Origin of the sequence: Apilactobacillus timberlakei (genome assembly GCF_002993965.1) — a bacterium.
Lineage (GTDB): Bacteria > Bacillota > Bacilli > Lactobacillales > Lactobacillaceae > Apilactobacillus > Apilactobacillus timberlakei.
In genome coordinates this window covers 1-10,141 of the sequence record NZ_POST01000010.1, presented here as the reverse complement: position 1 = coordinate 10,141, position 10,141 = coordinate 1, and the positions used below count along the sequence as shown (strand labels likewise).

The window sequence follows — 10,141 nt, the reverse complement described above, 5'->3', positions numbered from 1 at the left end:
TCAGTCGAACTTCACAGTATTCAGTTTAAACGCATTCAGCCCTTGTTCCTCCTAGCCTCTACCTTTTACGTCAAAGAGTCGACTTCTTTTTTGTTTTTCGTGATAAATTATAAAAACTCACGCTTGCTAGCAGGATTGAATAAAGCATTTCCTAAATTTCCAACCATTTGATTTCTGGTCTTGCCGCTGATTTGTGTTAGCATTTCAGCCAACAAAGGTTCAGCAAACCTGTGTCCTTATACACACGGTCACTACGGTTATGGTCTTCCATAATCACGGGTGCATTTTGTGACGAACAGATAGGGTACCGCCCTCTTATAACTTAACGGAGATATTAAGCAAGATTGTCATTCTTATATGGATGATAACGCAAATAAAAAGAACTGAACCCACTTACGTGATCCAGTTCATAAATTTCACTTAATATCTTTTGCTTTTTAGGTTTTTATTTGATAATATAAACCTTGAAAAGTAATCAAAAGAAACGTCCATTTCTTTTGATTCGATATCAGTTAATCTGGTTAACTGGTATCAACGTAAGTTAGTATTAGTGGTACTAACCTTAAGCAACAAACGATTAAGCCATGATGTCCAGTCATGGCTTTTTTGTTACTCAATTTTTTACGTTAAAGCCGTTTATTTAATTTATACTTTAAGAATATCATAACAGTTTATAATGTGAAAGGTTTTAATAAAAAAAGTGAATTGCCCTTATGAAAGCAATTCACTTATATGTACGGCGATAAACCCGCTAAATTAATAACGACTGGCTCACCACAACCATTGCTTAAATTATACAATACAATTAAAAACATTACAAATGCTTTTTTATTTTTTTAGTACTCAACATTAGTTTTATGAAAAGTTTTTTAAAACTAACGCTACCTGGATAGGTATAAGAAGCATAATAATTTGATAATATACGTTTACTTAATCCTTTTATATCTTTGGATCCTAAATGTCCTAAATCAATATGTTGTGAGTATGATTTATTAATATCTTTTTTGTCTCCAAAAAAGCTTGTACCAATGAGTTGACGTGACAATCCAGAACCTTTAAAAGAAAAAGTAGAATTCAAATAAATAGCAAGTAATAAATCTGAATCTAATGAACTCCTAACAAGACCATAAAGAGAATATTTTTCATCAACAGATATGTGCATATGATTAATTATCTTAATAATTCTATGAATGTATCTGCAAACATTATTAAGGCTTTCACTTGATGAATGATTTATTAATTTGTTAATTATTTTAAAGTTCCTTATATAACTGTATTTAACATCATATTGCCATATTGAATTTCCATTTTTTGGTTCTTTAGGAAAAAATGTTGAAAAATATTTTATATATCCTATTTCTTCTAACTTTTTATAAATCAATGGGTTTATTTGAAAATTTTTATTAACGATAAATTGCCCCAAATATCTTTTATAATAATTGTTATTAGAAATGATATAAGAATATAACATTTTAGTATATTGCTCTTGAGAACTACTAGGGATAGATCTAGCCCTACTACCCTGAGCAATATTAAAAAGATTAATTATATTTATAAATTTTTTTAATTGCTTTATATCTTTTTTATTATATTTACTAGTATTTGAAAAATAAAGCATTAAATGAAAATATAAATAATATAAATATAAAATAAAAGATTTTTTCTTTATTCTTACGTTTAAAGAAATAAATTGCAAAAGTGAATCATCATATACTAATTTTTCTTTCAATTTCTTATTAATATTAGTTAGAATATTATATTTAATAACTTTAGAATTTTTTTCTAATTCAGAATTCAACATATCTAATAATTTATAAAGTTGTTCTTTTTGAGATTCATTTTTATCATTTTGAGATTTTTTATAAAAATTTAAAATACCTAATAAAGAACCTATTAATGTAACAATTATTCCAGAAAAAGTAATTGTTGATTTATTACTAAAAGACTCTAGAATTGAATTGTTGTTAAACCATTTAATTAAAAATAAAGAAAAATAAATTGTTAAATATGATTTTACAATAAAAATAAAATTAACAGATTTTTTGATTTGAAATATATTTTTTAAATAAAATAAAAATGAACCATATAATTTTATCTCAAACAATATTGTTGAAAAAGATATAATGAAAAATATAGTTTGTAATGTAGGTAAACTTAAAGGTAAAAATAATTTAAACATAAAAAGTAAAATAATTATACGTAAAAAAGGTAAAATAAATTTTAAAATTTTATACATTATGATAATCTCCTCTTAATGATATGATTTATTAAAATAATAAATATGTATTTCTATAAGATGTAAAACTTATCAATTGGGAATTTTGTGGACTTTCAAGAAAAAAATTAATTCTAACAATTATAATTATTAGAAAGATAAGTAAAAATGTTTTTAGATAAATATCTTTCTATTAAATATTCATAGTCTATCCAAAATCAATATGATTTAGAATCTTTTCAGTTGATTCACGATCTAAGCCTAAATATCTTAAAGTTATAGATTGTGATGAATGGTTCAAAAGATTCATAACTAATCCGATGTTGTAATTAGATTGCACGTAAACGCGATAAGCTCCTGTTTTTCGCATTGTATGCGTACCAAGATAGTTTATATTTAATAAATAGCCAACTTTCTGCATGATCCGATAAAACTGGCGGCCATCAATATGCTTATCATTTTCGCTGCTAGGAAATAACCACTTAGATTGGATATTATTAGCTGTTAACCATTGTTGATATTGGATTAAATCTTTCTCTACTGGCTTTAAATATAAATTGTTAGGTTTATCTGTCTTTTGATCATGAATATAAGCATTGGATTTAATTTGGCCTTGTTCATCAAATACATCATGATATTGTAAAGCTAAGACATCACTCACGCGTAAGAGCGTCGCTTTACCCACTTGAAAAATAGTTAAATTGCGGCGTCCCCACCGAAAATTATGTAACAGGGTGTCTTGCACTTCACTTAAAACATTGGAATCTTTAATCGGATAAACAGTTTGTTTCATGGTAAAAACTCCTTTCAAAATAGGTATAATAAATTGCTATGCAATAATAATAACACCTATTTAAGCAAAAATAACACCCCACAACCGCCTGTAAGGTAATTGTGGGGTGTTATTTGTATACAATGACACCTAAAGATAAATAAACAAAATAAAATTGTTTGCGATACATGTCTATTAATTGTCTATAAATAAAAGTTACACTATAAAATCAATTATAAAAGTAAAAATAAGGATTAATTTATATTACATGTAAACTGATAAATAAAGTCTATTCACTAATATAATTTGAACAAATAAAAAATACAAACTATATTTTAAATAATGCAAATTTATAGTTATATTTTTGCAAAAATTTAAAGGAGTTTATTTTATGAAAAATAGTAAATTATTAAGATTTAGTATCAAAGCAATGTCAGTATTGGCAGTTTCACCATTAATTGTATCAACTGGTGCAGAAATGGTTCATGCCGATAGTACAACTAATGTAAGCAACAGTTCTGATAACAATGTATTACATATCGAAAGTTTGAGAAATTCTATTGCACCTGTTTCAAGTAACGGAAATCAAACATTAAGATCAATCGCTGCATCAAATAATGAAGATTTATCAACATTGGAACAATTAAACAATAACTATAATCCAGACCAAGCTATTAAAGATGGAACACAAATATATCTGTTATCTAATAAAACAGAAGGATTTAATGAAATGAGTAGAGTTTATCTTTCACCATATGCAAATGTTCCTAAAAGCATCCAAAACAAATTTTACTTCTGCTATGGAGCAGCAAACAGACATGCTAAAAATTGGATTGCATATCATGAATCAACATATAGATACTCTGCATCCAATGGTCAATACTACGGAAGATTCCAACTAAATAGAAATTCTTTAAATGGTGATTACTCAAGAACAAACCAGGAAAGAACTGCTGATAATTATGTAGCAAATAGATATGGATCATGGGTTAATGCAAAGAGTTTCTGGCAACAACATGGATGGTATTAATATTGTTTAAAAAGGAAATGATTTTTTATGAAAAATAAAATTTTATTTAAATTATCTATTTTACCTATTTCTGTAATTATATTAGGAAGTATTTCTTATTGTGGTGGTTTAAATTCATCAGCAAATGAATCAAAATCACATAATAGTTGGTCCTTAAAGTTAAAAAAAGAAGGATATGTATTTAAGGTTGCCAATAATGGAAATAATTCCAAAGAATATTCAGATATTCTACATGATAATAATTCTAAAAATTCTAAGAATTATTATATTAATGGAAAAGCGGCAAAAAAATTAGCAAAAAGTAGAATCAAGTTTAAAATATATAATACTAAAACAATAAAAGGAACTGCAAAGGGTTTTATGGTTTCTAAAAATGGAAAATACAACTATTCTTTTAACTTTTCAGATGGAGGAATAGGAAGCGGTATATTTAATTCAAATTCTTCTATTAAGAACTTAAAGCCACTTGTAAAAAAAGAGATAGATGTAGTTTCATCTATAAAATCTAATTCTTTAAAAAGTAAATTTAAACAAGCAAAAAGAATTGCCTATAAAACAAAGGGTAAGGATAGAAAAATCGCTATTAGATCCATAAAACAATTAGAAAAATATATTCATAATACGCAAGTATATAATCTACCATCAATACTAATAGGATTATTAAAGTAATAAAATGAAGGCCTACTTATAATAAGTAGGCCTTCGTTTTATTAATCTTTTAGTTGTTCTAAAAAGTAGATAACTTCTTGTAAAGAATATATAGGAAAATGAATGTCCCTACTCTCATATATGGTTAATCTTCTTTTATGATTGTAAGGAACCACATTAACTATAGATGTAACATTTAATTTTTTGTTTTTACTAAAAATTTTATCTTTAAATAATTTTATAAAATGTTTAGTTGATTCTAAAAGATCCACTTCAGTATTAAAATAATTTGGTGAAGAAAATACATATTCTTCATAACCATTATATTCGATGGTTATTTTCAATGTTTGATTTTTATTGATAAGTTCTATATTTTGTAATTGACCAAATAAGCAAAAAGTCCCAACTAAATTATCATTTAATTTATCTGGCGTAAAATACCTCATTCTTTTACGACCTTCAGAATTATCACCATCATCATTAGTAGGATTGTTAGTCGGATTTTTAGGAAAATTATTTTTATCTTTTTCATTACTGGAATCGTCATCTTTGCGTTTAGAAGAATTATCATCATTATCTTTTTTATAATTTGTATTCTTTTTTCTATGTTTACCAGTATATTTATCTGTAGCATACTTAACTATACTTTTAATATCAAGATCATTTAACAAAATACTTTCATTATTACCATTTTGATCAGATGCATTAATATAATTCAATTCAAATTTACAACCACTTAAATGTTTATCTAATGGATTGGTACATAAATAAGATGATCTATCATCAGTATGTGACAACCTAAAATTCATCCTTGCATCACATTTACCTACAGGACAACTCAAGTGTTTTAAAATTTCATCTTCAGGATTCAATTTTTCCAAATCAGATATATACATTCTTCTTTCATTTTTAGTGCCCTTATAGGCCAAAGCATATTTTATTTTATTCATAATAATGAATCTCCTTTCAAAAATTATTCATTAAGTTTAAAAATGCCATCGTAAAATTTTTCCCAAAAACTTTTATCATGTTTTACCTTATGAATACCATAATTAGTGGAAGCTAAAACATTTAAATTAATTGAGGATTCAAATGTAATAAATAAAGATACTATAGATAAAACAAGAAGTAATTTTTTAGTCAAATTATCACTCCAATTCTGTATAATAAATAAAGAGGTTTTATAAATGAAATTATCAAAAGAATTAAAAAAGCAAAGAAAGTACAAAGGATTTACACAAGAATATGTAGCAAATTACCTTCATGTATCAAGAAAAACAATTTCTAGTTGGGAAAATGATCATGGATTACCCAATAAAGAATATTTAGATAGCATAAATGAATTATATGGAACGAAAATTAAGTTTATTAGTAAAGATAACAAAAAAAATAATTTATTATTTAAAAAATTATATTATGCAAATTTGATTGTATTTTTTGTAAGTATCTTTAGCTTAATTACAGGATTGCTAAAAATAATAACAATATTACAATTAATTTTGGTAACATTTATAATAATTAACTACAGTAATAAAATAGATTACAATAATAAAATAAAACTACTATTATTTTTTTTGTTAGTACTATTAGTTAATTTTGTTATCATTATGAGAAATTTATTTATGGATAACACATTCTATGGAAATCTAAGTGACTTGCCTTATTATATGGGAGGACTTATTCATTCTCTGGTAATAACATTAAGTTTCTTTATAATAACAATTGGCCAAAAAAAAATATATAAATAAAGTGTCTATAAAGGTCTATAACATATTAATAGACAATTATGTATGCATAAATAATTAAGACAAATCTAACATCGATTAAACAATAAAATACTGTTTATCTATTGCTTAAAATAGTTATTTTTACGTATAATCTTATTTATTTCAAATTTTAAGTCAATACTTTATGTATTGCATTATCCAGTATTCTTGATTTTGATTAAATATCATAATATCCCTATCATAAAAAGACAGAACTTTATTTAATTTAGAAAAAAGTTCTGTCTTTTTATTTAAAATATATATTTTAGTTAAATTATATATTTTAGTTAATATAAAATGGAAAATTATTAATAAATAATATTTCCCATTTTTATTGGTACTTTTATTTTGTTAATACAAAATTGAAAGTACGGTTTATTTTCTGGGGAGTTAAGAGGGGACTTTTTCATAAGAAAAACACCACCTCTTACAAGCCATTTGTGTTGAAAATTTTATAAAAAATTTTCTAGCAAATGAACTGCTTGCCATCACACTTTTAAACTTACTTAGTAGCTAAATAAACGCATAGTGAATTTTGCTAGTTAGTCAGTGTTATAATAATTATGAATGCGTAACGAATAATTATTATAGAAAGTGGGTGTTTTTATGGTAAGAAAGCAAGTTAATGTTAGTTTAAATGATGCTGAATTTGCTGCCTTAAATTTTTTAGCTTTAGAGCACAATACCAAACGTTCCACTATCCTAAAAAATTTAATTAATCATCATCAACTTAAAGAACCTAAGATGATGCCCCAACAAGCATTGGAAATTAATCATCAATTAAAAAAGATGGGCAATAACTTAAATCAATTAACCAAGCTGGCTCATCAAAATGGCCAAATGGAATCCTTAAGTCCCCTCTATGAAATGCGAGATGAATTAAATCAAATATGCCAACAATTAAAATAAGTCGAGCACAAAATGGATCCGCAGCTCTTGATTACGCTCTCGGCAAAAATAGGCTCAAAGATAGTGATAAAGAATATTTAGTCAAACATGGTGTAGATCCAAAAATAGTTGATAACTTACATAATCGAGCAGTCGTCCAACAGAGTTATAACCTAATTGATATTAACCACGCTAAAGCTGAAATGAAACAAACGCGTGCGATTGCTAATAATCGTGGCAAAACCCAATGCATGCGATTCATTCAATCATTTGCTGACTATGAGATCAATGTCAATAATCCTCAAGATTGGCAAAAAGCTAATGATATCGGCGTAGAAATAGCCAAAAAAATTGCTCCCGACAATGAATTTGCCATTTATACACACATTGATGGCGACGGCCATAAAGTGCATAACCACATCATTATGAATATGACTAACTTGGAAACTGGGAAAAAATATCATCATACTAATGACTTTGCACGTGTTGCTAAATTCAATGACGAATTAGCAAAAGAATTTTTCCCTATGAATAGGAATATAAACGTCCAGAATCAAATTGAACACAAAACTATGGCCGAAAGAAAATTAAAAGCCAAAAATCAATATATTTGGAAAGATGATCTAAGGCATCGGATTGATTCGGTCATGTTGCACGAAAATTGCACCTCAAAATTACAATTTGAGCACGCTTTAAAAGAAAAAGGGGTAATTTATCGCGAACGTGGTAAAAATTGCTCCTATAGCTTTTTAGATGCCCGTAATAAGCAACGCACTTCACGCGGTAATAAATTAGGGCAAGACTACGAAAAGGAGACGATTAATGATGAGTTGGTCGGACAAAATAACAAACTCCAGTTCAGAAAACAACGAGCAGATAGACAGGAATACATTAGAAACTTTAATCGACAACCAGAGGCAAATACTCGTAAACCAAAACTCTACTCTCGACGAGCAAGACAAGGCCATAACTTCGCAGAATACTACTATCAACCAACTCTCCAAAGAACAGAGTTCATTGAAACAAATCATCGACAAACAAAACAATACGATGAAAAATCAAGACAAAGCTATCAAACAGCTCGAACAGAACAACCAGACCTATCAAGAACTCAATCAACTCTTAATGCATTATTTGAAAAAATTAGACGCAACCTCCGAGCTGAAATTAAATACGAAATACAACGCATTAAAGAGGTCACTAAACGAGCATTAAGTAAATTAGATTCCTTCTTTATGGATGATAGACTATCTGATGAAGGCTATAGTAATATCCAAAACAATATTACATATAATCATTTGGATATGAATAAAAGTATCAAGGAATTAAAACAACAACGTGATGTCTTTAAACAAACAGATCAAAAATATCAAATCAGCAAAAAAAGAAAAATCATTGATCAAGAAAGTCCTAATTTTAAACGACAACAAAAAAGACAACGAATGCGTGGTCCACACTTATAAATAACAGAAATGAGGTTTATCAAATGAATCAATCAGAAAAACTAGATCAAGAATTAGCAAACGCCATCAAATTACGCGAAAAGCAATCCAAAAAGATTCGTAAAATTAAACGAGAAAAGAAACAAAAAAACATTCAAAACATTGGTAAAGCAGTCTTAAAACAACATAAAGAAATTAAAGATAGTGAAGATTTTGCAAAAAATTATGTAGTCATGAAAAAAGAATATAAAGAAATATTAGACGCGTTTACAATTATAATGGGAATTAGAGAAATAGATGGAAAGAAAAAAATTGGTTTTAGAAGAACAGAAGAAATTAATCAAATATTTAATCAAAATCTGAACGATGAAGATAATAAAAAATACTTTCAAAGAATAATAGATTATATTCAAAAAATTCAAAATAATTAAAGAGGAATAACATTGAATAATACACAAGATAAAATAATTTATCATAAATTCGGAAAAAACAAAAAAGGACACAGCTGGGACTTCAAAATTACTAAACATAAACCTAATTGGAAAGATATACCTGTATTTTTAGCATGGATCATAATAATTTATTTAATAATACATTTTTTATTTAAAATCATTTAAAAATAAAAATAGTGATATAATGAAAATATACAAATTTTCACTCAAAATTTATCCTTAACAAACTATAAATATATACAAAAAACGCCCTCAAATTATTTTGAGGGCGTTTTTCTCTACTCAGATTCTCTACTCAGATTCTCTACTCAGATTCTCTACTCAGATTCTCTACTCAGATTCTCTACTCAGATTCTCTACTCAGATTCTCTACTCAGATTCTCTACTCAGATTCTCTACTCAGATTCTCTACTCAGATTCTCTACTCAGATTCTCTACTCAGATTCTCTACTCAGTAATACATAATTAGGCGTAATAGGACCTTAAAGACTAGGAAGAGCATAGCTTGCTATGCTCGCTAGCTCTCTCGATAGTTAGCCTGTTGCGTGGCTTTTCTTATCGAGAGAGCATGTCTCTTTAAAAGTCTGTTCATCGCTCGGCTCAATCAACGATTTTTTATCATCATTAACTCAGTCGAACTTCACAGTATTCAGTTTAAACGCATTCAGCCCTTGTTCCTCCTAGCCTCTACCTTTTACGTCAAAGAGTCGACTTCTTTTTTGTTTTTCGTGATAAATTATAAAAACTCACGCTTGCTAGCAGGATTGAATAAAGCATTTCCTAAATTTCCAACCATTTGATTTCTGGTCTTGCCGCTGATTTGTGTTAGCATTTCAGCCAACAAAGGTTCAGCAAACCTGTGTCCTTATACACACGGTCACTACGGTTATGGTCTTCCATAATCACGGGTGCATTTTGTGACGAACAG

Annotated in this window: 10 protein-coding genes; 6 read left to right on the top strand and 4 right to left on the bottom strand. The window is 27.4% G+C overall.

Features of this window, described 5'->3' with window-relative positions:
* Window positions 1–814 precede the first annotated feature (814 nt).
* Both C7N71_RS07760 and C7N71_RS07755 read right to left on the bottom strand, forming a co-directional pair.
* Complete coding sequence (locus C7N71_RS07760) at window positions 815–2,104, bottom strand: hypothetical protein (protein WP_140929949.1); 1,290 nt, start codon at window positions 2,102–2,104, stop codon at window positions 815–817.
* A gap of 319 nt (window positions 2,105–2,423) precedes the next feature.
* Window positions 2,424–3,008, bottom strand: a complete 585-nt coding sequence (locus C7N71_RS07755; protein WP_105988525.1) for a tyrosine-type recombinase/integrase — start codon at window positions 3,006–3,008, stop codon at window positions 2,424–2,426.
* A 370-nt stretch (window positions 3,009–3,378) separates the two neighbouring features.
* Between C7N71_RS07755 and C7N71_RS07750 the strand changes: the two genes are divergently transcribed.
* Together C7N71_RS07750 and C7N71_RS07745 are read left to right on the top strand one after the other, a co-directional pair.
* On the top strand, window positions 3,379–4,017 hold the full coding sequence (locus C7N71_RS07750; protein ID WP_105988524.1) for an aggregation-promoting factor C-terminal-like domain-containing protein: 639 nt from the start codon (window positions 3,379–3,381) through the stop codon (window positions 4,015–4,017).
* A 27-nt stretch (window positions 4,018–4,044) separates the two neighbouring features.
* Window positions 4,045–4,686, top strand: a complete 642-nt coding sequence (locus C7N71_RS07745) for a hypothetical protein (protein WP_105988523.1) — start codon at window positions 4,045–4,047, stop codon at window positions 4,684–4,686.
* A gap of 41 nt (window positions 4,687–4,727) precedes the next feature.
* Here C7N71_RS07745 and C7N71_RS07740 read toward each other — a convergent pair whose 3' ends face one another.
* Together C7N71_RS07740 and C7N71_RS08175 are read right to left on the bottom strand one after the other, a co-directional pair.
* A complete protein-coding gene (locus C7N71_RS07740; protein WP_105988522.1) occupies window positions 4,728–5,615 on the bottom strand; it encodes a hypothetical protein in 888 nt (295 codons plus the stop codon).
* Between the two features lie 23 nt (window positions 5,616–5,638).
* Complete coding sequence (locus C7N71_RS08175) at window positions 5,639–5,809, bottom strand: hypothetical protein (protein ID WP_167387733.1); 171 nt, start codon at window positions 5,807–5,809, stop codon at window positions 5,639–5,641.
* A gap of 43 nt (window positions 5,810–5,852) precedes the next feature.
* On the opposite strand from C7N71_RS08175, the gene C7N71_RS07735 reads away from it, so the two are divergent.
* The 4 genes from C7N71_RS07735 to C7N71_RS07720 all read left to right on the top strand — a co-directional run bounded on the left by C7N71_RS07735 (window position 5,853) and on the right by C7N71_RS07720 (window position 9,192).
* Complete coding sequence (locus C7N71_RS07735; protein WP_105988521.1) at window positions 5,853–6,413, top strand: helix-turn-helix transcriptional regulator; 561 nt, start codon at window positions 5,853–5,855, stop codon at window positions 6,411–6,413.
* 624 nt (window positions 6,414–7,037) lie between these two features.
* Window positions 7,038–7,340, top strand: a complete 303-nt coding sequence (gene mobC, locus C7N71_RS07730) for a plasmid mobilization relaxosome protein MobC (RefSeq protein WP_105988457.1) — start codon at window positions 7,038–7,040, stop codon at window positions 7,338–7,340.
* Window positions 7,322–8,782 (top strand): relaxase/mobilization nuclease domain-containing protein, encoded by a 1,461-nt coding sequence (locus C7N71_RS07725; protein WP_105988520.1) that lies wholly within the window; start codon window positions 7,322–7,324, stop codon window positions 8,780–8,782. The genes mobC and C7N71_RS07725 overlap by 19 nt, the downstream gene beginning before the upstream one ends.
* A gap of 23 nt (window positions 8,783–8,805) precedes the next feature.
* A complete protein-coding gene (locus C7N71_RS07720; RefSeq protein WP_105988519.1) occupies window positions 8,806–9,192 on the top strand; it encodes a hypothetical protein in 387 nt (128 codons plus the stop codon).
* The last annotated feature ends 949 nt before the right edge of the window (window positions 9,193–10,141 follow it).